23 protein-coding genes are annotated in these 23,678 nt (G+C 54.0%); 15 read left to right on the top strand and 8 right to left on the bottom strand.

What is annotated here, in order from left to right:
* Complete coding sequence (gene rlmM, locus JAO79_RS08600; RefSeq protein ID WP_199006849.1) at window positions 1–1,077, bottom strand: 23S rRNA (cytidine(2498)-2'-O)-methyltransferase RlmM; 1,077 nt, start codon at window positions 1,075–1,077, stop codon at window positions 1–3.
* Between the two features lie 130 nt (window positions 1,078–1,207).
* Here rlmM and JAO79_RS08595 point away from each other — a divergent pair, with 130 nt between their 5' ends.
* On the top strand, window positions 1,208–3,067 hold the full coding sequence (locus tag JAO79_RS08595) for a diguanylate cyclase (protein WP_199006848.1): 1,860 nt from the start codon (window positions 1,208–1,210) through the stop codon (window positions 3,065–3,067).
* On the opposite strand, the gene JAO79_RS08590 is transcribed toward JAO79_RS08595, so the two are convergent.
* Entirely contained in the window at window positions 3,052–3,696 is a 645-nt protein-coding gene (locus JAO79_RS08590) for an alpha/beta family hydrolase (protein ID WP_320158952.1), read from the bottom strand. The two genes, JAO79_RS08595 and JAO79_RS08590, sit on opposite strands and share 16 nt — an antisense overlap.
* A gap of 221 nt (window positions 3,697–3,917) precedes the next feature.
* Here JAO79_RS08590 and ccoN point away from each other — a divergent pair, with 221 nt between their 5' ends.
* The 9 genes from ccoN (at window position 3,918) to JAO79_RS08545 (ending at window position 12,524) form a co-directional block, all read left to right on the top strand.
* Entirely contained in the window at window positions 3,918–5,348 is a 1,431-nt protein-coding gene (gene ccoN, locus JAO79_RS08585; RefSeq protein ID WP_199006847.1) for a cytochrome-c oxidase, cbb3-type subunit I, read from the top strand.
* 15 nt (window positions 5,349–5,363) lie between these two features.
* Window positions 5,364–5,972 carry a cytochrome-c oxidase, cbb3-type subunit II gene (gene ccoO, locus JAO79_RS08580; protein WP_199006846.1) on the top strand — a complete coding sequence of 203 codons (609 nt, stop codon included), beginning with the start codon at window positions 5,364–5,366 and terminating at the stop codon, window positions 5,970–5,972.
* 4 nt (window positions 5,973–5,976) lie between these two features.
* Window positions 5,977–6,162 carry a cbb3-type cytochrome oxidase subunit 3 gene (locus tag JAO79_RS08575; protein ID WP_114333488.1) on the top strand — a complete coding sequence of 62 codons (186 nt, stop codon included), beginning with the start codon at window positions 5,977–5,979 and terminating at the stop codon, window positions 6,160–6,162.
* On the top strand, window positions 6,159–7,049 hold the full coding sequence (ccoP, locus tag JAO79_RS08570) for a cytochrome-c oxidase, cbb3-type subunit III (protein ID WP_199006845.1): 891 nt from the start codon (window positions 6,159–6,161) through the stop codon (window positions 7,047–7,049). The genes JAO79_RS08575 and ccoP overlap by 4 nt, the downstream gene beginning before the upstream one ends.
* A 136-nt stretch (window positions 7,050–7,185) precedes the next feature.
* The gene (gene ccoG / locus JAO79_RS08565; protein ID WP_199006844.1) at window positions 7,186–8,613 is read left to right on the top strand and encodes a cytochrome c oxidase accessory protein CcoG; all 1,428 of its coding nucleotides are present in this window, start codon (window positions 7,186–7,188) and stop codon (window positions 8,611–8,613) included.
* Between the two features lie 43 nt (window positions 8,614–8,656).
* Window positions 8,657–9,172: a FixH family protein gene (locus JAO79_RS08560; protein ID WP_199006843.1), complete on the top strand. Its 516-nt coding sequence runs from the start codon at window positions 8,657–8,659 to the stop codon at window positions 9,170–9,172.
* Window positions 9,169–11,577 (top strand): heavy metal translocating P-type ATPase, encoded by a 2,409-nt coding sequence (locus JAO79_RS08555; protein ID WP_199006842.1) that lies wholly within the window; start codon window positions 9,169–9,171, stop codon window positions 11,575–11,577. Before JAO79_RS08560 ends, JAO79_RS08555 begins: the two co-directional genes overlap by 4 nt.
* A 9-nt stretch (window positions 11,578–11,586) precedes the next feature.
* On the top strand, window positions 11,587–11,826 hold the full coding sequence (ccoS, locus tag JAO79_RS08550; protein WP_199006841.1) for a cbb3-type cytochrome oxidase assembly protein CcoS: 240 nt from the start codon (window positions 11,587–11,589) through the stop codon (window positions 11,824–11,826).
* 8 nt (window positions 11,827–11,834) lie between these two features.
* Complete coding sequence (locus tag JAO79_RS08545; RefSeq protein WP_199006840.1) at window positions 11,835–12,524, top strand: sulfite exporter TauE/SafE family protein; 690 nt, start codon at window positions 11,835–11,837, stop codon at window positions 12,522–12,524.
* Window positions 12,525–12,527: 3 nt separating this feature from the next.
* Here JAO79_RS08545 and ttcA read toward each other — a convergent pair whose 3' ends face one another.
* The gene (gene ttcA / locus JAO79_RS08540; RefSeq protein WP_199006839.1) at window positions 12,528–13,439 is read right to left on the bottom strand and encodes a tRNA 2-thiocytidine(32) synthetase TtcA; all 912 of its coding nucleotides are present in this window, start codon (window positions 13,437–13,439) and stop codon (window positions 12,528–12,530) included.
* 72 nt (window positions 13,440–13,511) lie between these two features.
* On the opposite strand from ttcA, the gene JAO79_RS08535 reads away from it, so the two are divergent.
* The 3 genes from JAO79_RS08535 to JAO79_RS08525 are packed head-to-tail and all read left to right on the top strand — an operon-like array spanning window position 13,512 to window position 15,909.
* On the top strand, window positions 13,512–14,165 hold the full coding sequence (locus JAO79_RS08535; protein ID WP_199006838.1) for a TetR/AcrR family transcriptional regulator: 654 nt from the start codon (window positions 13,512–13,514) through the stop codon (window positions 14,163–14,165).
* An 18-nt stretch (window positions 14,166–14,183) separates the two neighbouring features.
* Complete coding sequence (locus JAO79_RS08530) at window positions 14,184–14,840, top strand: DNA-J related domain-containing protein (protein WP_199006837.1); 657 nt, start codon at window positions 14,184–14,186, stop codon at window positions 14,838–14,840.
* A 34-nt stretch (window positions 14,841–14,874) separates the two neighbouring features.
* Complete coding sequence (locus JAO79_RS08525) at window positions 14,875–15,909, top strand: polysaccharide deacetylase family protein (protein ID WP_199006836.1); 1,035 nt, start codon at window positions 14,875–14,877, stop codon at window positions 15,907–15,909.
* Between the two features lie 7 nt (window positions 15,910–15,916).
* Here the strand turns inward: JAO79_RS08525 and JAO79_RS08520 are convergent, their stop codons facing one another.
* Genes JAO79_RS08520 through JAO79_RS08505 form a run of 4 tightly spaced genes read right to left on the bottom strand, consistent with a single transcriptional unit; the run spans window position 15,917 to window position 20,502 of the window.
* Window positions 15,917–16,951 (bottom strand): MalM family protein, encoded by a 1,035-nt coding sequence (locus JAO79_RS08520; protein ID WP_199006835.1) that lies wholly within the window; start codon window positions 16,949–16,951, stop codon window positions 15,917–15,919.
* A gap of 20 nt (window positions 16,952–16,971) precedes the next feature.
* Window positions 16,972–18,597, bottom strand: a complete 1,626-nt coding sequence (locus JAO79_RS08515) for an OmpP1/FadL family transporter (RefSeq protein WP_199006834.1) — start codon at window positions 18,595–18,597, stop codon at window positions 16,972–16,974.
* Window positions 18,598–18,636: 39 nt separating this feature from the next.
* On the bottom strand, window positions 18,637–19,647 hold the full coding sequence (locus JAO79_RS08510; RefSeq protein ID WP_199006833.1) for a transporter: 1,011 nt from the start codon (window positions 19,645–19,647) through the stop codon (window positions 18,637–18,639).
* 54 nt (window positions 19,648–19,701) lie between these two features.
* Window positions 19,702–20,502: a C39 family peptidase gene (locus tag JAO79_RS08505; RefSeq protein WP_199006832.1), complete on the bottom strand. Its 801-nt coding sequence runs from the start codon at window positions 20,500–20,502 to the stop codon at window positions 19,702–19,704.
* A gap of 314 nt (window positions 20,503–20,816) precedes the next feature.
* Between JAO79_RS08505 and JAO79_RS08500 the strand changes: the two genes are divergently transcribed.
* A complete protein-coding gene (locus JAO79_RS08500; RefSeq protein WP_199006831.1) occupies window positions 20,817–21,176 on the top strand; it encodes a phasin family protein in 360 nt (119 codons plus the stop codon).
* Between the two features lie 76 nt (window positions 21,177–21,252).
* Window positions 21,253–23,049, top strand: coding sequence for a PHA/PHB synthase family protein (locus tag JAO79_RS08495; protein ID WP_199006830.1), 1,797 nt, complete (start codon window positions 21,253–21,255; stop codon window positions 23,047–23,049).
* On the opposite strand, the gene JAO79_RS08490 is transcribed toward JAO79_RS08495, so the two are convergent.
* Window positions 23,046–23,648 carry a uracil-DNA glycosylase family protein gene (locus tag JAO79_RS08490; RefSeq protein ID WP_199006829.1) on the bottom strand — a complete coding sequence of 201 codons (603 nt, stop codon included), beginning with the start codon at window positions 23,646–23,648 and terminating at the stop codon, window positions 23,046–23,048. The two genes, JAO79_RS08495 and JAO79_RS08490, sit on opposite strands and share 4 nt — an antisense overlap.
* Between the last annotated feature and the right edge of the window lie 30 nt (window positions 23,649–23,678).

The following is a 23,678-nucleotide window of genomic DNA, read 5'->3' as shown; positions in this document are numbered from 1 at the left end:
CTATTCGAGCCGTTCAATAAAGCAAGTGATCTCTTCGCGATCATGATACAAATGGCGGGCCTTGAACGTGCAGTTGAGGCCCGCATCCTCTAACCCGCGAACGATGATGTCCCGGCACACAAGCCACTCCTCATACCGTTTTTTCATCGGTAGCTTGAGATTGAACACGGTGTAACGGCAAAGCCGGCCTGCCAACCAATCGACCGCCAACCGGGCTGTGCGCTGGGGTTTATCGATGATGTCACACACCATCCAGTCTACGGCACGCTTCGGCTGCCAGTTGTAACCATCGGCTACCACGTGCTCAACGTGACCACTAGCCATCAATTCGGGGTTCATCGGCCCGTTATCAACCGCCGAGACCAGCATCCCCTGCTGCACCAACTGCCAGGTCCAACCACCCGGAGCGGCCCCGAGATCAACCGCTTTTTTACCACCGCCGAGATAATCCAGCCAGCGGGCCTTGGGCAAAAACACCTTCCAGGCTTCTTCCAGCTTTAATGCGGAACGGCTCGGCGCGGAGGCAGGCAAGCGCAAACGAAGGATACCGTCAGGGAAAGGAGAACGATTGTCTTCCAGGCTAAAGCCGACGACTGCCGTTTCAAAATCACCGAGTAGCACTTCGAGGCGAGCTTTGGACGACGCCTTCGCATCCCGCTTTAACAAGCCCGCGTCGCGAAGCCCTCTCGACAAGGGCGCAACCCATTTACGCGCAAAGTTGCCCAGATCCTTATCGTCGTTATTCTCGGGCAACCGCACGTCAACGCGAGCACAGTGCTCGCCCGACCATTCACAGTCCTTCAGAAATTCAATGATTGCCCCTACCCTATCCGTAACCGGCAGTTCGCACTCACCGATCAGTGCGAACCAATCGCGGGTGAACACCAACCCCTGTAAAGGAACCCGGTCCATCATATCCCGGCCGGTTTCGCCACCAGCGATCGTGAAGCGGACCTGCCCGGAATTCCGTTCGGGCTGGAAGTAACCATAAATACCCTTCTCGGCGGCCTGATCCATCAACTCCTGACCGGCCTCTGCCTCAAAGCCTGGCCGGCATATCAACATAATCTGTTGCATTAATGACCTATGTACTCGTTTTACGCCGAATTTCTGGCACATCGACAAGCATGAAATTCAACCTGCTTAACACCAATGCGTCATGACTCTCGCTATAATTGCGCCTCATTTTAAACAGATAATGCCTACGATGCTCGGCACACGGTTTCGGAGTTTCATAACTCTCCTCGTTCTGGCGAATCTATTTCTGGTCTCAAACGTCCTCGCTCAGACCCAATGCCCGACTCTGGCTGTTGACGATAAACATGCCCGTCAATCGATCAATCATTATCTGTGCTATGCGGTTACTAACCCCGGCGAGCCCGCACATTCTGCGTTATCGCCGCAGCAACTTCCTCAATCCCTAGAGTGGCGCTCTTCAGCAGGTAATGATCTGGTTTTCAGCCATACCAAAGCAATCTATTGGATAAAGCTCAGGCTCAACAATCCCGGCGACTCCCAAAGCCGCTGGTACCTGATGCTGAACTACCCGCCGCTCGACGAAATCACCTTCTGGCAAAAGCCAGGCCCCCACAGCGGGGCAACTACGCCTTCCCCTCTGAAAACAGGGGACCATTTCCCGTTCGAAAGCCGCGGCATCGATTACCGGTATTACCTGCTACCCATCACGCTGGCAGAAAACGAAACGACCACCCTCTACATACGCGTGCACAGCAGCGGCGCTCTCAATGTGCCTTTGAGCCTGATGACGCCAGACGAAGCCATTGAACAAAGCAACCACCTTACTTTGATCCACGGCCTGTTTTATGGGGCCCTGGTCATACTCGCGGTCTTCAACCTTCTGTTATATGCCAGCTCCGGCACCCGCTACTATTTCCTCAACGCTTTTTACACTGCTTCAATGGCGATGTTTCTGTTCGCCATGGGCGGTTTTGCGAATCAATATTTCTGGCCCGACAACTTTTATATGGCGAACCTGTCCATCCCGTTCCTGCTTGGCGTCATTGCGTTGGCCATGATTCTGTTTGGATGGTCGTTTCTAGAAGTTCCCCGGCGTACCCGATCAGGAAAATCACTGCGCGTGTTGGCATGGTGTGCAGCAGGCTTGCTGGCTCTGACTTGCGTTATACCCTATTCAACATCCATACAGATCAACACCATTTTCCTTTTGGCGGTGATCCTGCTCCTGTCCATAATTGCAACCATTCGCTGGCGTGGCGGTTACCAGCCTGCGTTCTGGTACCTCGCCGCATGGATGGTCATGGTCGCCGGCAGCCTAATATATGCAGCAGCTGCATTCGGCTATATGGGCGATTATCAGGCCAGAGAAGTGATGATGCAGGCCGTGGTCGGCGCGCAAGTCGTGCTCCTGAACTACGCATTGGTTCAACGCTGGCGCCTGTTAAATGAAAAACTACTCGGTATCGAGCATCAGGCCCGCAACGAACTCGAAGTAAAAGTTCACGAACGAACCTACCAGTTGCGTACCGCCATGTACCGGCTTGAACAGGCAAATCGCAAGCTGGAAGCCCTTAGTCTAAACGACGCGCTTACCGGATTACATAATAGAAGGCACATGGATAATTTGCTGCCCGAACTGTGCCTTGAGGCACAGCGGACAGGCAAACCATTAACCCTGGCCTTACTAGATGCCGACCACTTCAAACGAGTCAATGATACCTGGGGGCACGATTTCGGCGACGCCTGCTTGCGAATGATTGCCGGAATTCTGACCGATCACGTGAAACGCCCCCGTGACGTTGCCGTACGGTTTGGTGGTGAAGAGTTTGCGCTTCTGCTGCCTGACACAGACATTGAGGGGGCGGCCCGCCTGTGCAACGACATTCTGAAAACCATGCGCAACACACCTGTTCGCGCACCAGATGGCAGCCAGATTACCATCACCCTGAGCGCAGGGCTCGCAGAGCTGGCCGGCCACAAGAATGCCCAAGCCTTGTTTCAAAGCGCGGATGAAGCGCTTTATGCGTCAAAACACCGGGGCCGGGACACCCTCACATTCGCGGAAACCGCGCCTCACATCACGCCGTGATCAGTCAAAAACTGTCGGGTCAGCTCAGCCGCTTGGCGAATCAGATCAGACTGGTCAGCCGGATGCTTTTTCAAGGTCGCGAAATCGTGGTTGCCGCCGTCGAGCCAACAAAGTTGTGTTATACCGTCTATCTCGCCCTGCGCAATTAGCTCTTCAGGCTTCCCGAAAGGATCTCGCGTTCCCTGCACCACCAGGAGTGGACAGGTTACAGCCGGAAGATGATCAAGACGCCATCGATCAAGCTTTCCCGGTGGATGGAAGGGGTAACCAAAACAAACGACAGCATCGACATTGTCTTCGCTGGCCACCACGGAGGCCATCCGTCCGCCCATCGATTTACCGCCAATCACCACCCGACAATCGGGCCCCACCTCGGCACGAACCTGCCGAATCTGTTTCCTAAACGCCTCCAGCAACACAGGCGCTCTGTCAGGAGGCCGCTTCTTTCCATCTTCCCGACGTTTTTGCATATAAGGAAACTCAAACCGAACACAGGCAATCTCCTGCCACTCCAATGCTTCGGCTAATTGTTCCATAAAGGGCGAATCGGCCGGCGCTCCCGCTCCATGAGCAAGAATCAAGACGGTTTTTGCCCCGTTCGCATAGCTTTTACTGGTAAATCGGACCACAACATTCACCTTCAACTTATCTGGCGGTATCATTAGCGCCTTGAGAAAAACCCGCAAGACCCTTTTAAGAAACAGGAATCTACGCCAACCCACTGGCAACGCTGCCGATTATGGCAAATTTGACGAATGTCAGTAGTTGACTTGAGTCATTGCAAAGGGGTCATGGTTTCTCCATACTTGCGACCGCATAATTTCCCCATCCTGAACCCATTGGTAAGGCTATGAGCACAGTAAACGCAAACCTGACATACAACTACACGGTGGTGAGACAGTTCGCCATCATGACAGTAGTGTGGGGTATCGTTGGCATGTCTCTGGGTGTGTTGATTGCAGCACAGCTGGTTTGGCCAACTCTCAACCTCGATCTTCCCTTCACGCATTTCGGCCGTCTGCGGCCGCTGCACACCAACGCCGTTATTTTCGGTTTTGGTGGTAGTGCCCTGTTCGCAACATCTTACTATGTTGTTCAGCGAACCTGTCAGGCACGCTTGATTTCTGATGGCTTGGCCGCGTTTACCTTCTGGGGTTGGCAGGCCATTCTGATTGCAGCCGTCATCACCTTGCCGATGGGGCTGACATCTACCAAAGAGTACGCTGAACTCGAATGGCCGATCGACATCGCCATCACCATTGTTTGGGTGACCTACGCACTGGTATTTTTTGGCACGATCACCAAGCGCAGCACGCCTCACATCTACGTAGCTAACTGGTTCTACGGCGGCTTCATCCTGACCGTTGCCATGCTGCATATTTTCAATAACATGGCGCTACCTGCAACCGCGTTCAAATCCTACTCTGCCTATGCTGGCGTCACAGACGCGATGATGCAGTGGTGGTACGGCCACAACGCCGTAGGTTTCTACCTGACCGCCGGTTTCCTCGGAATGATGTACTACTTCGTTCCCAAGCAGGCTGATCGCCCTGTCTACTCCTACCGTCTGTCCATCGTCCACTTCTGGGCGTTGATCGCTACCTACGTATGGGCTGGTGGCCACCACCTGCACTACTCTGCACTGCCGGACTGGGCTCAGACTGCCGGCATGGTTATGTCCCTGATTCTTCTGGCGCCTTCTTGGGGCGGCATGATCAACGGTATGATGACTCTGTCAGGCGCATGGCACAAATTGCGTACTGACCCGATTCTGCGCTTCCTGGTGGTGTCTCTGTCCTTCTACGGTATGTCTACCTTTGAAGGCCCGATGATGGCTATCAAGACCGTAAACGCTTTGTCCCACAACACCGACTGGACCATCGGCCACGTCCACTCCGGCGCACTCGGCTGGGTTGCCATGATCAGTATCGGTTCGATCTACCACCTGATCCCGAAACTCTGGGGTGTGAAGGCAATGTACAGCACCGCGCTGATCAACGTTCACTTCTGGCTGGCCACTGTCGGCACTGTCCTGTACATCGCCGCTATGTGGGTTAACGGCATCATGCAAGGCCTGATGTGGCGCGCGGTTAACGAAGACGGCACGCTGACATACAGCTTTGTAGAGGCTCTGGAAGCTTCTTACCCGGGCTACCTGGTTCGCTTCATCGGCGGAGCCACCTTCCTGACCGGTATGCTGATCATGGCGTACAACGTTTACATGACCGTGCGTCAGAAAGAAGCGGCTGCTGAAAGCAATGCAGCAACTCAGGCGGCCTAAGGGGAGATTGATCAGATGAATCACGAAACTATCGAGAAAAACCTTGGCCTGATGATTGTGCTGATTATTCTCACAATCAGCGGTGGCTTCCTGGCTGAAGTTGTTCCCCTGTTCTTCCACAAAGAAGTGAACCAGCCCATTGAAGGCCTTGAGCCTCTGTCTGCGCTGGAACTGGAAGGCCGGGACATCTACATCCGCGAAGGCTGCCACGTGTGCCATACCCAGCAGATCCGTCCTTTCCGTGCGGAAACCGAGCGCTATGGTCACTACTCCGTTGCGGGCGAATTCGTATACGATCGTCCGTTCCTGTGGGGTTCCAAGCGCACAGGGCCTGATCTGGCCCGCGTTGGCGGCCGTTACTCAGATGCCTGGCAGCGCCAGCACCTGTTTGACCCTCGCAGCGTGGTACCCGAGTCCAACATGCCCGCGTTTCCATGGCTGTTCGAGAATCGTGCAGACCACGGTTCTATCGAAGCACGCATGAAAACCCTGCAGACTCTTGGCGTTCCCTATACCGACGAGCAAATTGCCAGCGCAGCCGATGAGCTGAAGGGTAAATTTGAAATCGAAGCATTGGTCGCGTACCTGCAGCAGTTAGGCACCGTGCTTTCAGAGAAACGGTGATCCCATGGATATCAATGAGTTACGCGGAATTCACTCTCTATTGGTAATGGCAGCTTTCTTCGGCATCATCTGGTGGGCGTACAGCGCCCACCGCAAGAAGGCCAATGAAGAGGCGGCACACCTGCCCTTCGATGATGACGAAGTGGATAAGCGTACGCTCGAACAGGAAAAAACGGAGAAAAAACAATGAGTACCTTTTGGAGCGTCTGGGTCATCGTGATCGTGCTCGGTACCATATTCGGCTGTGCTTGGCTGCTGTTGGCCACCCGCAAAGGGCAGACAAACGACACCGAAACCGAAAACACTACTGGCCACTCTTACGATGGCATCGAAGAATATGACAACCCGCTGCCCAAGTGGTGGTTCTATCTGTACCTTGGCACCTGTGTGTTCGCCCTGGGCTACCTGGCACTCTATCCGGGACTGGGCAACTACGAGGGTCTACTGGGTTGGACTTCCACCAACCAATGGGAAGCTGAAGTACAGGAAGCTGAAGAGAAGTATGGCCCGATCTATGCGCAGTTTGGCGAAACACCCATTCCCGAACTCGCTCAGAACGAAGACGCCATGAAAATCGGTCAGCGCCTGTTTGCGAACAACTGCTCCGTATGTCACGGAACGGCAGCTCGCGGACAGGTTGGTTTCCCGAACCTGACCGATGACGACTGGCTGTGGGGCGGTGAGCCCGAGCAAATCCTGCACTCGATTGCGAAAGGTCGCCAGGGCAACATGACTCCCAAGGGCGTCATGCCGAACATGACCAATGAACAGGTTGACCAGGTGGTTAATTACGTTCTGAGCTTCAGTGGCCGTGAGAAGGATGCTGAAGCCGCAGAAGCCGGTGCCGCTGTGTTCGCGCAAGCCTGTACCGCATGTCACGGTGCGGATGGTACCGGCATGCAGGCGGTTGGCGCACCTAACCTGACCGACAACATTTGGCTCTACGGCTCCACCTACGAGTGGATCAAAGAGACCGTTGTCAACGGTCGCCAGAACCAGATGCCTGCACAGGAAGGCCGTCTGACTGATGACCAGATTCATATCCTGGCAGCATACGTTTACAGCTTGTCCAACTGAATCAAACCCGGCCGGGGGTGACTAATCCCCGGCTTGGTCTTTTCAACCCTGTATCTGCCCTGCGGGTACAGGCTTGAAAAGATCCGCAGACCCTCCGAGGCCCGCTCCCAGCACGTTTATTTACCGGGAGGTATCCATGAGCAAGCAGATTCCTGTAAAGCAGGTAGACCCTAGCCCTTCCGACAACAACAAAAACTCCGGAACCTACGACCTTTACGAAAGTCGAGAAAAGATCTACGTCAAAGAAGTTAAAGGACTATTCCAGAGAATCCGGAACGTCAGCCTTGTGGCCCTCATGGGCATGTACTTTGTTTTTGCCTGGTTGACGCTGGACGGTCAGCCGCTGATCCACTTCGATCTCCCGGCCCGGGAATTCCATCTGTACGGAACCACCTTCTACCCGAAGGATTTCTTTTTGCTATCGGCCATGCTGATCATCTCGGCATTTGGCTTGTTTTTCATCACTACCTTGTTCGGACGCGTCTGGTGTGGCTATACCTGCCCGCAAACCGTCTGGACTTTTATCTTCATGTGGATTGAAGAAAAAGTTGAAGGCAACCGCAACAAGCGGATCAAGCTCGATAAGAGCCCCAACTCGGCCGAGAAGATCACCAAGAAAACCATCAAGCATACGCTTTGGCTGATCGTCGCATTGGCCACCGGCATCACCTTCATTGGTTATTTCTACCCCATCCGCGAGCTGATCGTGGACATGATTACACTGCAAGCAAACGGCTGGGCGTATTTCTGGGTTGCGTTTTTCACTGTCGCAACTTACCTGAACGCCGGCTGGATGCGAGAGCAGGTCTGTTTGTACATGTGCCCTTACGCCCGATTCCAGTCGGTCATGTTCGATGAAAACACTCGCATCGTATCTTACGACCCGAACCGGGGAGAGCCTCGGGGCAAACGCAAAAAAGGCGTTGATCCCGAAGAGGTGGGGCTGGGCGACTGCATCGACTGCGAGCAGTGTGTACAGGTCTGCCCTACCGGTATCGATATCCGAGACGGCCTTCAATACGAATGTATTGGCTGCGCTCTGTGCATTGATGCCTGCGACGAGATCATGGAGAAAATGGATTATCCGAAAGGCCTGATCCGTTACACCACGGAAAACGAACTCGAAGGAAAAACCTCTAAACTGCTTCGCCCCCGCACCTTTGGCTACGGGCTTTTGCTGGCCGTCATGATTGGTGCGGTTGGGTACATTATCGCCACTCGCGTGCCCGCCAAACTTGAGGTCATCCGGGATCGCGGCGCTCTCTTTAAATTTAATGGCGAAGGTCGTGTCGAAAACTCGTTCACGTTGAAACTACAGAATATGACAGAGATCCCACAAACGTTTGAGCTGTCGGTCGATGGCATGGAAGGGATCCGTATTCTCACCCAGACCAGCGTAAAGATTAAAAGCGGTGAAAACCTGTCGCTGCCCACCGTTGTTGATGTGGTTCCGGAATCGATTGAGCAAACCAACAACACCATCAGCTTCCGGGCAGAGTCAAAAACCGATCCATCGCTGCAACTTGAAACCGAAAGCCGATTTGTGGGTCCAAGACCTCGTTAATAACGGCGCGCTACACTTAAATTAATTTGAGACGACCAAGATTATGACTGACAACACCCCCGTCGCCCCATGGTATCGCCAACCCTGGTTCTGGTTTCTGACCATTTTTCCTTTGGCGTCTATCACTTTCGGGCTGACCATGCTCGTGGTTTCCGTGAATCTGGACACTGCGATGGTCACAGACGATTACTCGAAGGAAGGCCGTGGCATCAACATGGCCATTGCCCGGGATCAGAAAGCCTCTGAAATGCAGGTATCAGGGAAACTACAGCTGGCTAACCGCAAAGCCGTGCTTACACTGGACACAAAAGATGGTCCGGCAGATTTTCCATATCTTGTCCTTAATCTGTACCACCCTACCCTTGAAGATAAAGATCGGGTGATTCAGTTCAACCGCTTGGCAGACGGCGAATATTCCGGCCGCATATTGGAAAATCTGGATGGCCGTTGGTATTTCGACCTTCAGGGTCCCGACAACGATTGGCGGGTTAAAGGGGAACTCTGGTTACCCGCCGAACACCCTATTACCATTCAAGCAAAGGCTAACGTTCAAGAGTGACCCCCACCAGTTGCTTCCATTGTGGCGAGCTTGCCGAGGGTAATCCGGCGATTACCCTGAAGCTCGACGATCAAGAGCGGCATTTTTGTTGTCAGGGCTGTAAAGCGGTATGTCAGACCATCCACCAAGAGGGCCTGACAAACTTCTACGACATCCGCACCGAACCGGCCACCACCCCAAGAGAGCTCAGCGAATCCGAACTCCTGCGTCTGCGTGAGCTGGACCACCCGCTGGTTCAGCAATCGTTCGTTGCGCCCGTTAAAGCCGGACAGGAAGCACAATTGCTGATCGGCGAAATCACCTGCGCAGCGTGTATCTGGTTGCTTGAAAATCACATGAAGCACCAAGCCGGTGTTCAGAGTTTTACCGTGAACCACACCACCCAACGAGCAAGATTGGTGTGGTCTCCCGAACAAACCCGATTGAGCGATCTGCTGATCGCTATCTACGAGCTGGGCTATACCGCCCGCCCATACCAGGCAGATTCGGCTGAGCAAGCTCTAAAGGCGGAAAACCGTTCCATGCTTATCCGGCTAGCGGTCGCCGGTATCGCCACCATGCAAAGCATGATGCTGGCGTTCCCGCTGTATTTCGAAATTATCAGCGAGCTGTCACCTGAATTTATCAATATGTTCAGATGGTTCGGCTTTCTCGTAGCAACACCGGTTGTGTTCTACAGCGCCCGGCCTTTTTTCCGCAATGCCCGGCGAGACCTCGCCTCGCGACATCTGACCATGGATGTGCCGGTCGCAATCGCCATCGGCCTGGCCTACGCCGCCAGCGCGTGGGTAACGGTATTCGGCGGTCAGGAAGTCTACTTTGAGTCGGTGTGCATGTTCGCGTTTTTCTTGCTGCTGGGTCGCTACATCGAGGTGCAGGCGCGCTATCGGGCCGGCCTGAGTGGCAACGCGCTGGCCGGCTTTCAGCCGGCGGTCGCCGCACTTGTCACTGACGGTGAAGCGGAGATTGTTCCTGCCCACCAAATTCAGCCTGACGACGTGATTCGGGTTCGGCCCGGGGAAACACTACCAGCTGACGGCGTTATCCTTTCCGGTCAGTCCACCCTCAATGAAGCGGCACTGACCGGTGAATATTTGCCAGAAACCCGCTCGCCTGGCGATACGGTTCATGCCGGAACCATCAACGGCGAGAACCCGCTAGATATTCAGGTCACTCGCGCCGGCGCACAGACGCGCCTGTCAGGAATTCTCCGGGTGCTGGACCGGGTCCAATCGGAAAAACCCCCTGTCGCCAGAATGGCAGACCGGATTGCCGGAAAGTTTGTTGGCCGAGTACTTATACTCGCACCGGTAGTCTGGATTGGCTGGTGGCTGGCCGGCGCGGATAACGCCTTTGATATCACCCTGTCGGTGCTGGTGGCCACCTGCCCCTGTGCACTGTCACTGGCCACCCCCACCGCCATTACCTCAGCCACGGTCCGGTTGCGAAAACTCGGATTTCTGCCGACCCGCGGCCACACATTGGAATCGATGAATGCGATTGATACGGTCGTGTTCGATAAAACCGGCACCCTCACCCGTGGTGAACTCACGCTCACCGACCACACCGCGTTCGGCCCGGTTGATGAAGGTACCTGCCTGAGAATAGCCGCGGGGCTGGAAAAGCAGTCCGAGCACCCTATTGCTAAAGTGTTTCATAGTATGCCTTCGCTTCCGGTGACCAACGTCACCAACCATCTGGGCGGAGGCCTTTCCGGAGACTATGAGGGCGAGGCGGTCTATATCGGTCACAAAGCGTTCGTTGCCAGCCACACACGCGCGTCCGAACCTGACGCAGCTAATGCCGGAGGCATGGAAATTTGGCTAGCGACAGCCTCACACTGGTTGGCCCGCTTCCAGCTAGATGACAGAATTCGTGACGATGCCGCCAAGGCAATCCGCACATTGCAAAGCATGGGTATCGAAACCGTGCTTCTCAGTGGTGACCGATCCGGTCATGTCCAACAGGTTGCTTCGGAACTCGGAATTTCACGTGCCATCGGTGAAGCCTCACCAGAGCACAAACTCGAGGTGCTGGATAAGCTGAGCCAGGAAGGCCACCGTGTTATGATGGTAGGCGACGGTTTGAATGATTTGCCTTCAATGGCCGGCGCCGGTATTTCCGTCGCCATGGGCACCGCCGCTGATCTAACCCAGCTAAAAGCCGATGCGGTGTTGTTAAACGGCCAGCTTTATCAGCTCGTTGAGGCCATTCATACAAGCCAGAAGACTCGCCACATCATACGCCAAAACATGATCTGGGCGTTCGGCTACAACGTGTCTGCATTGCCGCTGGCTGCTGCGGGCCTTGTGCCACCCTGGCTTGCCGCGATTGGCATGTCTCTCAGTTCACTGATCGTTGTCCTCAATGCTTTGCGCCTGAGCAGGGCCCGACGCGACACTTAGGAGTTAACAATGAACATTGTCATGCTTCTGATTCCCCTGATGTTGATGCTGGTAGCGCTTGGCATCGTTTTATTTTCCTGGGCGGTCAAAAGCGGCCAGTATGATGACCTGGACGGGCCTGCACACAGGATCCTGCACGACGACGATAAAGACATGATCCCCACGGAAGCTCGCCCTCCTTCAGAACGCTCCGCCAAAGACCGTCAAAGCAAAAGCGATTCGGGGAAAAGCTCCGAGCGCTCTGACTAACCACATTCATGCAGCCAGAACTCTATCTTAGTTATTCGAGCGCCTTTGTCATTGGGCTGCTCGGCAGCACTCACTGCCTTGGCATGTGCGGAGGCATAAGCGCCTCGCTCTCAATGGCCCTACCTGTGGGCCGCGGTTTCCGGCTTCGCCAGACACTGCTCCTATTGGCATTCAACTTTGGCCGAATCGGAAGTTATTCCCTGATTGCAGCCGGCATAGCCTTGCTCAGCACCCAAGCCGCAGGGCAATGGGCCTGGGCAGGGCAACTACTCATGGCGTTCGCCGGCGTACTGCTGATCTTCATGGGGCTATCAATGGGGCAATGGTGGCAAGGAATTCGCTATATCGAACGAGCGGGCGCACCGGTTTGGCGTATGCTGTCACCGCTCACCAAACGCTTTCTTCCGGTCAATAACGCCGGGCAGGCATTGGCTCTGGGTTCATTATGGGGCTGGCTGCCTTGCGGCTTGGTGTACAGCACACTCGGCTGGGCAGCTCTTCAGCCCACCGTATCCAGCGCTGCTTTAACCATGTTCTTTTTTGGTTTGGGCACTCTACCCTCAATGCTGGCAACCGGATATGCCGCGCAATGGATACGCGGCATCAAAAGCCACCAAGGCGTGCGCAAAATCAGCGGCATCCTGCTGATCCTGTTCGGATTGTGGACACTGCCCATTCACGCCATATTGCCCCTCTGACGACTAGAGATTCAGCACATCCAGACGACCAAAGTCTTGCTCGGGCTCAGCGTTCTGCACAACAGCCTGGCGCTTACCTCCAAGGCGTTTGCCGTCCTTGAAGTCATAGAGATTCGGGTCAGCCAGGTGAGAGGGCTCAACATTACACATCGCACGGAACATGGTTTCCAAGCGGCCGGGATGCTGCTGATCCCATGTCTGGAACATGTCTTTGATCACCTGCCGCTGCAGGTTTTCCTGAGAACCACACAAATTACAGGGAATGATGGGGTATCCCCGAAGTTCCGCGTATCGGGCAATGTCTTTTTCCCGGCTAAAAGCCAGCGGTCTGATCACGGTGTTGCGGCCATCATCGCTATGCAGAACCGGCGGCATAGATTTTAACTTGCCACCGTAGAACATGTTCAGAAACAAGGTTTCCAGCATATCGTCCCGGTGGTGACCAAGCGCTATTTTGGTCACCCCGTGCTCTTCTGCAAAGTTATACAGAATTCCGCGACGCAAGCGAGAACACAGACCGCAAGTGGTCTTCCCTTCAGGGATTTTTTCCTTAACAATGCTATAGGTGTCTTTCTCAATGATGTGGTACTCGACCCCGAGCGCATCCAGATAGGACGGGAGCACGTCTTCCGGAAAGCCTGGCTGCTTTTGGTCGAGATTCACGGCAATGATCTCGAAGCGGACCGGAGCGCTCTTTTGTAGATTGAGCAATATATCCAGCATCGCGTAAGAGTCTTTGCCGCCAGACAAGCAACACATAACCTTGTCGCCTGCCTCAATCATCGAGTACTCAGCAATGGCCTGCCCGACCTCTCGGCGCAAGCGCTTCTGGAGTTTATTCTGCTCCACCTTGAGGAGGCGCTCCTGCTCAGAAACGGGTTGAGATTCAGATTTGACAGACATTGCTTCAGACATCGGTTTTCCGCTCACGAGGTAAGTGAGCCCGGAATTATACGCACCACAAACATTCAGGGACAGGACAGCAACATGGATATGTTGAATTTGAAGCCGGAAACTACGGGTAAACGCGCACTCAACAGGCAGCGAAACCGCCGAGCCATTCTGGATGCCGCCAGAGACTGTTTTCAGGAAAACGGTTACGACAACAGCTCCATTCGCGATATCGTGCGCAGGACGAATCTGGCCTCTGGTACTTTTTATAATTACTTTTCGAGCAAGAAGGACATTTTCGCCGCGCTGCTGACCGATTTTCTCACCTCGCTCAATGAGGATATGACCACGCGCAGAAATGCGGCGACCTCAACCCGAGAGCTGATCTACTCCACTTACCATGCGCTTTATAGCGCAACGGCCAAAGACCCGGTGATTTACGAGTTGGCCCATCAAAATCAGCGGGCACTGAGAAACCTGTTTGGCTCGGACATACTCGGCCTGACGCTCCTGTCACTGGAACAAGACGTTCGTGCCGCGATCGACCGGGGGCTCCTTCCCAAAACGGATCCGGACTATCTATGTGCCACTTTTTTTGGCGTTGCTTATGATATGAGCTTGCTCGTCGCCCGAAAAGCACGGACCTGCCCTGACAGTGTTCAAGATGAGGCAGAGCGTGCCGCCAAATTCTCAACCGATCTGTTTCTGGGGGGCCTGCCGGCGCTGGCCACTCTTCCAAGCAAAAGCTGACTGGCATACCATGCCTGCATGACGATTGAACGAGAACCCGGCCGGGCCAGTGGCGTTACTGACAACGAATTGAACTGGTTGACGCAACAGATCGAGCATCTCATGCTGGCGGCTGAGCAGGAGTTGAGGGTGGCAGGCCCGTTGGGCCTCAGTGAGCTGACTCTGATCAAAGCACTTCAAGGTGACTGCTGGCAATTAATCGGGCAAGTGGATTTTTCCCGCCCCGAACAACTCTACCCCGTTCACTTTTTACTCTTTCACGCGCTATACCGCTTAAGCGACGAGCTATTCACCGGAGGGGAAAGCATCCAGATATCCCCTATGTGTATTCGTCTGGTCACAGCAAATGCAGCTACCGACACATCCCTTCCGGGGCCAAAAGATGCGCTCAGGGCGTTTTACCTCGACCTGAACCAATACTACCTGTCTAACACCGATATCAGCGACATGATGGATCGCTTTTGGGCAGGTACAATACAGCAAAAACCAGATTGCGCATCCGCTGCCTCGGCCGCTGAATTACTCGGGTTCGAGTCAGTGCCGACGTCGTTCGACACAGTAAAACGCCGATTCAGAAAACGGATGATGCAGGCGCACCCTGACCGTGGCGGTAGTACAGAAGAAGTTCAGCACTTGAATGAGGCTATCACGGTTCTCAAAGCGCACTATTCATAAACTACACCCCAGTGTCCATTGGAACGCCCTACTCATGATCAAATTCAGAAAACTGATACTTCGAACCACTCTGTCCTTGATGATGGCACTCCCGTTCACTGCCCAGGCCGACCTGGTGGTTCTGCAGTATCACCACGTTGACGATAGCACCCCGCCAGCCACCAGCACATCGCGGTCTTTGTTTGAAGCTCAATTACAGATGATTGCTGAATTGGGGTTGGAAGTGGTTTCCTTGGAGCCCGCTGCGCGCCAGACACTCGCCGGAGACGCTCCGAAAACAAATCAAGTCGCGATTACCTTCGATGATGCCTATGAATCGGTGTACAACGTGGCCGCCCCACTGCTCGACGAACAACAGATACCCTACACCATCTTCGTAAACACCAATTCAGTAGGTGGAAAGGGTTATATGGGCTGGACGGAGCTAAAAGAACTGAACCGCAAAGAATGGGTTACGATTGCCAACCACAGCGCAGATCATGCGCATCTGGCTCGGAAACCAGGTGAAGCCGAAGCCGATTGGAACACACGCACTAACCGCAGCCTGGATCGCGCGCAAAGTGCGCTGGAAACCCAATTGGGAACAACCCCGCGCTTATTCGCATACCCCTATGGCGAATACGACGAAGCGCTCGAGCAGAAAATAAACAGCAGAGACTGGCTAGGATTTGGCCAACAATCGGGAGCCATAGGCCGCCACTCGCACAGTACGCGCCTTCCCCGCTTCCCAATGGCCAATGCTTACGGACAACTCAACAGCCTGAAAGATAAACTGCTTAGCAAAGCCTTTCCTGTGAGGGCCAGTAGCCTGCCGGATGGCGTCATTTCCACCAATCCGCCATCGCTGACAATTAAACTGAACGCCCCACTATCGGCATCCCGACTTGCTTGCTTTGCATCGGGGCTTGGTCGAATCGATTTTCGCGTAACGGGTGACACTGTCACCGTGCAAGCACCTAAAGCTCTGAACGCCCGCCGCTTTCGATACAACTGCACCCACCCGGCAGGTGACGGCAGTTTTTACTGGCTGTCACAGCAGTGGCTGAATCTGGACGCGCCAGAAGACTAAACGGCACTCACGGCTCGAACGTTGCAATCCCCAACTCACCTTTTTGAGTATGAGCAATCGCTTTGGGCCCAGCATCAGTTGTGATAACAGTCTGATCCTGAGTGTCCTGGGATCGGGTATGAAGCACAAGCCAGCGCTCACCACGGTTGGGGAAAGCCGGCACCCAAGCTTCTAGATACCCCCGGCGATGCCAATTTTCCGGGGTGTATCCCATCACGAGATCTGTAACGAGCCTGACGACCTTGAACTCCCGATCAAGAAACGCCAGGCTCGGAACAAACACTCCGTGGTGATCATAAGCCCGTAGCCGCATGACAAACCCGGACTTGGAAACTGACAAAGGCAGCGCAATCAGATGGTACGGTGACTCGCCGGAACTGAATTGATGACGAGGAGTATCGGAATCCATCTGAACGCCAAATTCGCTCCCCTCCACCCAATTTTGATAGTCCTTGTTTGCCAGGGCCTTGCAGCAATGCTCTGCAAACTCATCAAACTCGCTGGTCTGCTTAGGCTCTATACCTAAAATCGCAAAAGCATTCGGGTCGTACCCCTCCACAGGTTCAATTTCACCAACGGATTGCGATGGCAGATGCACGGAGGCCGGCGTGAGACTAATCGGACTGGCCTGGCTTTTCGGCCGGCCTTCGAAATCGGGCGTGTAATAGCTGACCCGCACATTGCCCTGGGCATCCAGCCAAGTGAAATAGGGCTGTCTCTGGCCATCACGCACAAAACCATGGTCCGCCAGCGCTTCACCATCCGGATAATTCTCGACGGTGAAATCATCGTCACTTGGCGGTGTACTGGCCACAAACGGATCCTGGCTTTCGACACGCTCCGGTTCGGCGTTATCGCCACTCTCTTCAGGCGTATCCGAATCTGGAATTCGGGTGTAACGTACCCGGCCCTGCTCGTCCACCCAGGTAAAATAGCCCTCACGGTCGCCAACGTGAGCGTTTCCGCCACTAAACTGGCAACCAGTCAGTACCGTAACAACGACAAATAACAGCGATAACGCCTTTGCGCGGGCCAGTGTCATTGACAAACTCCGCCGTTCGCTCAGAACTTGGTCCTGAAGCTTAAACCGGCCATCACAACCCGCAGGGAGGTTTTTATATCGAGGCCAGCATATGGGTTGTAAATGATGTTGGTTATATTGTCACAGTTTACGTTACAGCTGGAATCCGCCGGAATGGTTTCAATCGACTGTAAATACGACAAGTTCATGTCGATTTCGGTATCTTTATCCCAGCGATACCCCATGCCAATGCTGTAAAGGTTCGCCCCACCGAAGGGCGCCATAATTGAGCGCTGGTCATCCGGAATGACAGAATCCCGAATTTCAACGCCGGCCCGCAGGTCAAGGCGTGACGATGCATGGAATTCCATCCCGAACGCCCAGTTCCACTGGCTTTTGAAACCCAGAGGCAGTTTTAGCGTATTGGGTGTTGCGTTATCAGGAGACAGAATTCTCGCGGCGTTCAGAAATTCCAGATCCCGGTCGAACCGCAAATTGAAGGCATCCCACTGGGCAAAGTCGGTCCAGCCGATATCGGCATTCAAGGTTAGCTTGGGGTGAACATCCACGCTGATCCCGGTTTGGAAGTGCTGCGGATACACCAGGTCCATCGACACGTTACCCGCCTCGCGCGGCGCACCAGAAGGCAAACTAAGAATGGCTGAAGTGATCGCCCCCAGTACCGACCCGTTCAAGCCTTGCCAGAACCCCGCCCAATCGTCGGTGTACTGAATCTCGAACTGGCCTTTCAGATTCATGTCGGCTTCGGAGGTGTAGCTTGCCCCCCAACGAAACCAATCGGTAGGCTCCCACATGACGCCGAGCGCATAGGTCGGCGAAATGCTTTCCTGCATGTTCAGACTCAGGGCACCAATGTCATCAAACGGGCCTATGTTACCGCCACACAGCGCAAGCCAGGGCTGCAATGGTTCGTCGCCGCTTTCGCAGTTGAAGGCATCCTGCAGCACTTCAGCGACACCCAACAACATGTTGGGGGCACGCATGTACTGATCAGCGGCTAAACCGAAGTGGGACAAATGAATGCCGGCTCCCACCGACCACTCGTCATTGATCTCGTAACCCACCGTTGGCGACAGATACGTGGTGCGTTGAAGCGCCGTTGCTTGTGGCTGGTATCGGCCCGGGTCGTCTTTGTCCCGGTAAAAGCCAGCGGCCATCGGCATAAAGAACGCGTTCGCAAACGTTAGCTTTGACCCCGGAGATTTGATACTGATCCCGGCTGATGGCGCAACCGCCGGCCCCGGCGGCAACCGAAGAACGCCATATCCGGGCACGTATAGGGCCACGTTGTTGGTATGACTGTGGCTATTAGCGACCGGGTCACGCTTTTCGTTGGTTAAAGGGTCAATCTCCAGCCCTTTAATTCCAAAAATCTCATACTCTTCATCCGCAATGAAGTCGGCATCAATATCCAGATAGATGCTGAGGATGTTCACTTCCAACTGACGGTCGTCTAACTTCGTCAGGCCGGCCGGATTATAGTGAATCGACATAACCCCCGGTGGATCGGCGGTCACAGCATTGCCGAGCGCCAGTGCCTTAGGGTGGATCGTCAGGTTCTGAGTCATCTGCGCCTGCGCTCCACACGAAAGGCCAGCCGCTATCAACGTCGCCAGAACGTGCTGTTTGTAGCTAGGTTGTCCCATGAAATTCATCCCCTTCCCTTTGAATATCTACAGCGCCAATCACTCTTTGAGGCCGGAGAAATTAATGGGCAGGGATACACCCAGGGAGAAGTCTGGAGCATCTTCGGTCAAGCCAATACCCAGGCTGGTGTTCACGATGGTCATGTCACTGACGCGCGTGCCGAGCGACATACTGAGGAAGCCGGTCATCTGGTCTTGAGCGGCGGCTTGATCACCGTTAGAGAACGTCAGAATCGTTTCGTCGCTATAGCTGACCTGGGCTGATACGCTCAAGGAAATGTCGTATGACAACGAATAAGCAAAACCGGCGGACCCGGACAACCCGAAACCGGGCTCCACTTCCACCAGCAGACGGCCACCACGTACCTGTTCCAAATCATCAGCAGTGATATTGTAGGTCGCACTCACCGAGCCAAAAACAACCACCGGGTCCAACACCTTGGACAGGCTCAGGCCGCCGCCAACCGAGTAATAACCGCTGCCCGTTGATAACTGCTCCTTGATATCGATCTCGTAGGGACTAACGCCGGTTTTGGTGCTCAGAGTTCCGAAAAAGGTGGTCGACATTTTGCCCGGTACATACGCAAATGGCTGCCAGCGCCCGGTAAAGGAAACATCCCCCATGTCGTAGACATTCAGTTCATCTTCGGTGTCGTACTTCACGACTAGCGGAAGGCGGGCGCCTACCGTCAAGTTGTCCAAAAGCCCGTAGTCGTAGGAAAACGAATTGGTGAAACTGTGAGTAGCCGAGGGCACCACATCCAGATTGCGTACCGAACCGTTAGTAATCGCCAGATCAAGACGTTGATCGCCGGTGTACGAATAATCAAAGGAGTAATTAAGAGAATGGGTCCCCTTCTTCTGTAACGAGTAGTTTTTTTCCGCCGCCTGAAACACCTCTTCCAATTGACGGCTGGAATCCTCATCTCCGTCCTGACGCGACAACGCTTCCCGTGCCTGATCAACGCTTCCGTCCTGTGCCAGCGCCATACCCGGAAGCAGACCCGCCGTGGAAACAAGGAAAAAGCCTCGCACTAACCAACGATTCATCCTGACTCCCTACTTTTATTTATTTTATTCCTGTCCCGGGTGTTAACCCGAAAATTAGTTACGACGGTAGTGAAGCTGTTTTCGTGTGTTTTCCACACTGCCGTCGGGATTGTTCTTTTGACGTTCCAACAGGTTCTGCAGCCTGCGCTCCGTGGCTTCATGAAATGCTGGAATTTCGTGCTGCGCCAGCAGCGTCATCGTCTGGTCATCCACGAACCGGAGGTCTTCCTCTTTCAATTCCAGGTTATCCAGAGGCTTATCACTCCCCGGAAAGACAATGAACAACACGTTGTCGTCCCATTTTTCTTCGAACTGAGCCAAGGTAAACGAGATGTTGCCCACGGCCGGATCAGCGAGATATACCCGGCCATCTCGAATGGTTCGAAGAACAACAAAGTGTTTGAAGCCTGCGTGCTGGATGGGAACGATGGCAGGGTGATCAAGCTCCATCAGGTCATCGATACCGGCGCGAAAACCACCTGACGGGTAACCAAGGGCGGTCACCAGTTTTTTCATATCCAGCATGGAGAATGCGCGGCGTTCGACAATGCGCTCGCTTTCGCCGTAGTGGAGCAGCCCTTCCATTACCTGACGCTCTGACAGTGTTCGCCCCAGATAATTGTTCAATACGGTGGTGAGCGCTGCGCTGCCGCAACTGTAGTCGTAGGCTTGCCGCACTATGTTTCGGAAGGTTTGTTCCACCAATGGCTCAACGCGAACATCGGTGCGATGCTCGACGGGGCTGGCGTCCACTTTGTGCTCGAGCACAATGGTACCCCGATCAAACGGTTCTACTTCGGTAGCTTCCTGCACCATTGCGAAGGTCATGATAGACCCGGCTAACACCAGCAGCATTATGGAAAGTCCCTGTTTTTATTAGATATGCAACTTAGTGGTTACATCATGTAACGGTACGATACCGAAATCGGAAAAGGCTTAAAGATAACTGTGCCTCAAATCTATCGCTGCAGCGCAGGCCAGCCCGGGTGGGAGTGAGAACTGGTTCAAGAGCCGTTGATTCAAATCGATTCCATTATCGACTAAGAGCTAAACGACTCGCGCACAAAGGTAAGGGATAATACGTACTGTCATACCAGCGTCATCAGGCGCCGGCGACGATAAAAAAACATCCTCTAAAGAAGATACCTTACAAAACGGAGTTGTACTTTATGAACACGGATCTACTCGAAAAAGCCTCTCGCCTTAACGAAACACTGATCAACCAGTTTGGTAAAGCGGCTGAAATACAAATGGAATCGTTGCGCCGTTACGCCGACGTTGCGATGGATCAGGCCCAACAGGCCGCCGAAGTACGCAATCTGGATGATTTGAAAACGCTAACCGCCAACCACGCGGACACGCTCAAATCACTGAATGACCAACTCACCAATGACTGGAAAGCCTGGCAGAATTATTTCAGTGAGACCCGCGAGCGCATGCAGAGCATTTTCGAGACTGAAACAGGCAAGCCATCAGCCGAACCAAAAGCATCATCAAAGACATCTGGCAGTAACAAAAACGCAACCTGATTACCGTTAAACGCAGTTGAATGCCGGAATGACCTGATTCATTCCGGCTGTTTTTATCAAGCGAACGGAGGCCCCAATGCTTGGTATGGATTTTTTCGGTAAGACGGCAAGCCAGTTACTCAAGTCTTTCGAACCCCGAATTCGTGACAGTCAGCAGCAAATTGAAACGTTACTGGGTGATGCTGGCTTGATGGACTACGCCAAACTATCGACCCTGTCCGAAATGTCAGACGCGTATCGCGCAATGGCGGAGGACCTTCTGCTACACCCTCTCAGATTCGCCAGTGCCGAGATGGATCTCGCGAAGAAACATCTTGGTCTTGCCCGTTACACGCTCAATCGAGTCCTAGGGAAAGAAGTCCCCCCTGTCGCCAAACCAGATCCGGATGACCGACGTTTTCTGGCGGAGGACTGGCACAAACACCTGCCGTTCGATGTGTTACAGCAAGCGTACTTGATCAATTCCCAAGCCTTTCTGGACTGGGTAGAAAATATCGAAGGGTTGCCAGCCCCTACCCGGGATCAACTGATGTTTTATGCCCGTCAGTTAACCAGTGCGCTTTCGCCCGCAAACTACCCGCTAAGCAACCCTGAGGTGCTTCGTATTACGTGGGAACGTAAAGGCATGAATCTGATCGATGGTGCCCGTAACCTGGTCGAGGACATTCGCCAAAACCCGGCACTGTTCAACGTAGGGATGACCGATCGCACCGCATTCGAGATAGGCAAAAACCTGGCAGAAACGCCCGGAAAAGTGGTCTATCAAAACGAACTCATGCAGCTGATTCAGTACACCCCAACCACTGAAACCGTTGCCAAGCGACCAATCCTCATCGTTCCGCCGTGGATCAACAAATTCTATATTCTGGACATGTCCGAGCAGAATTCCTTTATTCGCTGGCTGGTCAGTCAAGGTCAAACGGTGTTTATTATTTCGTGGCGAAACCCCGGGCCTGAGCATAAAAATCTGGGCTGGGACGACTATGTAGAATCCGGGCCGTTAGCCGCCATTGAGGCCGTGAAGCAGGCCACCGGCGAAGACAAATTGAATGCGATCGGTTACTGCATCGGAGGAACCCTTCTGGGCACTACCATGGCGGTTCTGGCCAAGAAGAAACTCAAACCGATCGTCAGCACCACCTATCTGACCACTCTGATGGACTTCTCCGACCCCGGCGGCATCGGTGTGTTCATCAACGACCATTCCCTGCGCGGTATCGAGCGGGCCATGGAGAAGAAAGGCTACCTTGACGGCCGGGCCATGGCGTTCACCTTCAACTTACTGCGTGAGAACGACCTGTTCTGGTCGTACTGGACCAACAACTATTTGAAGGGCATCAAACCAAAAGCGTTCGACTTGCTGTATTGGAACCAGGATGGCACCAATCTGCCCTACCGCATGCACAGCTACTATCTACGTGAAATGTATCTTCACAACCGCCTGATCGAACCAGATGCAATGAACATTTGCGGTGAAAAGATCAATCTCGGCGAAATCAAGGTGCCATCGTTCTTCCTGTCGGCACGCCAGGACCACATCGCCAAGTGGAAAGCCACCTACAAAGGTGCAAAGGCGTATGGCGGTGATGTCCGCTTTGTGGTTTCAGGTTCCGGCCATATCGCGGGGGTCATTAACCCGCCGTACAAGGAGAAATACGGCTACTGGACCAACAACGCCCTGCCCGAAAACCCGGATGAATGGTTTGACACTGCCGAAGCCCATAATGGCTCTTGGTGGCCACACTGGCGTGAGTGGATCAAAAAACACGAAGGCGCGCAGGTTCCCGCACGGGTACCCGGCGACGGGGAACTAAAGGCAATTGAAGACGCCCCCGGCAGCTACGTCAAAGTCAAAGCGGGCGATGTGATCTAACCGAGAATCTCAGCAACCCGCGCCTGCAACCGCGGCAGCACCTCCTCCTCAAACCAGGGGTTCCTTCGAAACCATAAATTGTTTCGGGGGCTGGGATGAGGGGTTGGTAGCAGCCGCGGCCAGTATTCACGCCACGCTTTCACGTTGTCGGTAACCGATCGTCGGCTATCAGGCAGATGCCAGGCGTGCGCGTACTGGCCAATCACCAACGTCAATTCAACCTTTTTCAGCCGTGCCAGCAATCCCTCACGCCAGGTATCTGCGCATTCCGGGATGGGTGGCAAATCGCCGGATTTTCCGGTGCCCGGAAAACAGAACCCCATCGGAAGTATGGCCATTCGGGTGTCATCATAAAACGTCTCCCTATCGACCCCCATCCAGCGGCGTAACCTGTCCCCGCTGGGATCGTTAAAGGGCATCCCCGTTTCGTGCACCTTTCTGCCGGGCGCCTGCCCCACAATCAGAATACGGGATGACCCGGACAGCTGAACAACCGGCCTTGGCTCATGGGGCAGCTTGTCACGGCACAAGGTACAAGCCCGAACTCGCATGACTAACTGCTCAAAGCTGAGCTTATCGAGCTCCTGATTATCTGACATCACCATCAGTTCTCCCGGCCTGAATCAATA

The organism is Marinobacter litoralis (assembly GCF_016427555.1).
GTDB classification, from domain to species: domain Bacteria; phylum Pseudomonadota; class Gammaproteobacteria; order Pseudomonadales; family Oleiphilaceae; genus Marinobacter; species Marinobacter litoralis_A.
The sequence above is the reverse complement of the archived record's forward strand: the minus strand, read 5'-3'. Positions and strand labels throughout refer to the sequence as shown.

Bases quoted from the DNA above. Each gene is read 5' to 3' on its own strand.
- rlmM (WP_199006849.1), bottom strand. From the start codon at position 1,077: ATGCAACAGATTATGTTGATATGCCGGCCAGGCTTTGAGGCAGAGGCC.
- JAO79_RS08595 (WP_199006848.1), top strand. From the start codon at position 1,208: ATGCTCGGCACACGGTTTCGGAGTTTCATAACTCTCCTCGTTCTGGCG.
- ccoN (WP_199006847.1), top strand. From the start codon at position 3,918: ATGAGCACAGTAAACGCAAACCTGACATACAACTACACGGTGGTGAGA.
- ccoO (WP_199006846.1), top strand. From the start codon at position 5,364: ATGAATCACGAAACTATCGAGAAAAACCTTGGCCTGATGATTGTGCTG.
- JAO79_RS08575 (WP_114333488.1), top strand. From the start codon at position 5,977: ATGGATATCAATGAGTTACGCGGAATTCACTCTCTATTGGTAATGGCA.
- ccoP (WP_199006845.1), top strand. From the start codon at position 6,159: ATGAGTACCTTTTGGAGCGTCTGGGTCATCGTGATCGTGCTCGGTACC.
- ccoG (WP_199006844.1), top strand. From the start codon at position 7,186: ATGAGCAAGCAGATTCCTGTAAAGCAGGTAGACCCTAGCCCTTCCGAC.
- JAO79_RS08560 (WP_199006843.1), top strand. From the start codon at position 8,657: ATGACTGACAACACCCCCGTCGCCCCATGGTATCGCCAACCCTGGTTC.
- ccoS (WP_199006841.1), top strand. From the start codon at position 11,587: ATGAACATTGTCATGCTTCTGATTCCCCTGATGTTGATGCTGGTAGCG.
- JAO79_RS08545 (WP_199006840.1), top strand. From the start codon at position 11,835: ATGCAGCCAGAACTCTATCTTAGTTATTCGAGCGCCTTTGTCATTGGG.
- ttcA (WP_199006839.1), bottom strand. From the start codon at position 13,439: ATGTCTGAAGCAATGTCTGTCAAATCTGAATCTCAACCCGTTTCTGAG.
- JAO79_RS08535 (WP_199006838.1), top strand. From the start codon at position 13,512: ATGGATATGTTGAATTTGAAGCCGGAAACTACGGGTAAACGCGCACTC.
- JAO79_RS08530 (WP_199006837.1), top strand. From the start codon at position 14,184: ATGACGATTGAACGAGAACCCGGCCGGGCCAGTGGCGTTACTGACAAC.
- JAO79_RS08525 (WP_199006836.1), top strand. From the start codon at position 14,875: ATGATCAAATTCAGAAAACTGATACTTCGAACCACTCTGTCCTTGATG.
- JAO79_RS08520 (WP_199006835.1), bottom strand. From the start codon at position 16,951: ATGACACTGGCCCGCGCAAAGGCGTTATCGCTGTTATTTGTCGTTGTT.
- JAO79_RS08515 (WP_199006834.1), bottom strand. From the start codon at position 18,597: ATGGGACAACCTAGCTACAAACAGCACGTTCTGGCGACGTTGATAGCG.
- JAO79_RS08510 (WP_199006833.1), bottom strand. From the start codon at position 19,647: ATGAATCGTTGGTTAGTGCGAGGCTTTTTCCTTGTTTCCACGGCGGGT.
- JAO79_RS08505 (WP_199006832.1), bottom strand. From the start codon at position 20,502: ATGCTGCTGGTGTTAGCCGGGTCTATCATGACCTTCGCAATGGTGCAG.
- JAO79_RS08500 (WP_199006831.1), top strand. From the start codon at position 20,817: ATGAACACGGATCTACTCGAAAAAGCCTCTCGCCTTAACGAAACACTG.
- JAO79_RS08495 (WP_199006830.1), top strand. From the start codon at position 21,253: ATGCTTGGTATGGATTTTTTCGGTAAGACGGCAAGCCAGTTACTCAAG.
- JAO79_RS08490 (WP_199006829.1), bottom strand. From the start codon at position 23,648: ATGTCAGATAATCAGGAGCTCGATAAGCTCAGCTTTGAGCAGTTAGTC.